Origin of the sequence: Nocardia sp. NPDC060220 (genome assembly GCF_042727815.1) — a bacterium.
In the GTDB taxonomy this organism is placed as follows: domain Bacteria; phylum Actinomycetota; class Actinomycetes; order Mycobacteriales; family Mycobacteriaceae; genus Nocardia.
In genome coordinates this window covers 1-1,537 of the sequence record NZ_JBHWZY010001232.1, presented here as the reverse complement: position 1 = coordinate 1,537, position 1,537 = coordinate 1, and the positions used below count along the sequence as shown (strand labels likewise).

The window sequence follows — 1,537 nt, the reverse complement described above, 5'->3', positions numbered from 1 at the left end:
CCTTTGGCGCGCAATGTGCTGGTCGCGACCCTGCGCGAGCTGAGCGAGGTGCGATGAACCCACCGGCGATCGGCAGCTCACCCACCCGTGTCGACGGACCGGCCAAACTCCGTGGTGTCGCGCCCTACGCGATGGAGCATCCGCAGCGGGATCCGTTGTACGGCTTCGTGATTCAGTCGACGATCGTCCGCGGGCGCATCCGCGAGATGGACACTTCCGTGGCCTCACGGATGGACGGCGTCGTCACCGTGCTCACCCACCACAACGCTCCCCGGCTGGCCGTCGACGACGACAACGAACTGTTCATCCTGCAAAACGGCGAGATCGCGTTCCGTGGGCAAGTGATCGGCGCCGTCATCGCGACGAGCCTGGAAGTCGCCTGCGAAGCCGCCGCTCAGGTGCGCGTGACCTATGACGAGCAGCCCGCCGCCGTCACCCTCGACGCCGACCTCTACACCCCGCAGGAGGTGAGTGGCGGCTTTCCCACCGACACCACGATCGGTGACGTCGACGCCGCCATGGCGATCGCCCCGGTCACCATCGACCACACCTATACGACCGCGATGGTCCACAACAACCCGATGGAACCGCATGCCACCATCGCGCACTGGACCGACGACACCTTGACGCTGTTCGACTCCACCCAGGGCCCGCACGTGGTGCGCGCCGAGATCGCGGCCCTGTTCGGCCTGGCGCCCGAGCGGGTGCGGGTGATCGCGCCCTTCGTCGGCGGTGGCTTCGGATCCAAAGGTGAGCCGCACGCCAATATCGTGCTCGCGGCGATGGCCGCGAAACTCTGCGACGGGCGACCCGTGAAACTGCCGCTGACCAGGCAACAGCTGTTCTCACTCGCCGGTTATCGGACGCCGACCCGCCAGCGGGTCCGGCTCGGCGCGCACCCCGACGGCACCCTGACCGCCATTGCCCACGACGCGATCGCGCAGGTCTCCACGGTGAAGGAGTTCGCCGAGCAAACCGCCGTGGCGACCCGCGTGATGTACTCGGCGGCCAACCGATCGACCTCGCATCGTTTCGCGGCACTGAGTGTTCCCGTCTCGTCATGGATGCGGGCGCCCGGGCACTGTCCGGGCATGTTCGCCGCGGAGACGGCGATGGACGAACTCGCGGTCGCCCTCGGTATGGACCCGATCGCCTTGCGCATCCACAACGAACCCCAGGTCGACCCGGAATCAGGGCGCCCGTTCTCCACCCGTGGGCTGGTCGAATGCCTGGGTGCCGGGGCGCAGCGCTTCGGCTGGGCAGAGCGTGACCCGGCACCGAAGTCGCGCCGCGATGGCCGATGGCTGATCGGATCCGGGGTCGCCGCGGCGACCTACCCGGCCGACACCGCCGGGGGCAACAGCGCCCGCGTGCGCCACACCGGCGACCGCTACGAAGTCGCCATCGACGCCGTCGATATCGGTACCGGCACCTGGACCTCCCTCGGCCAGATCGCCGCCGACGCCCTCGGGGTCGACACGGATCGCATCGATCTGCGCATCGGCGATTCCGACCTCCCCCAGGGGACGGTCGCGGG

1 protein-coding gene is annotated in these 1,537 nt (G+C 68.9%); it reads left to right on the top strand.

Translation table 11 applies throughout. From position 1 onward, the window contains the following. Positions 1-53 precede the first annotated feature (53 nt). A partial coding sequence (locus ACFWF3_RS35585; protein ID WP_379318526.1) for a xanthine dehydrogenase family protein molybdopterin-binding subunit occupies positions 54-1,537 on the top strand: 1,484 nt, incomplete at its 3' end.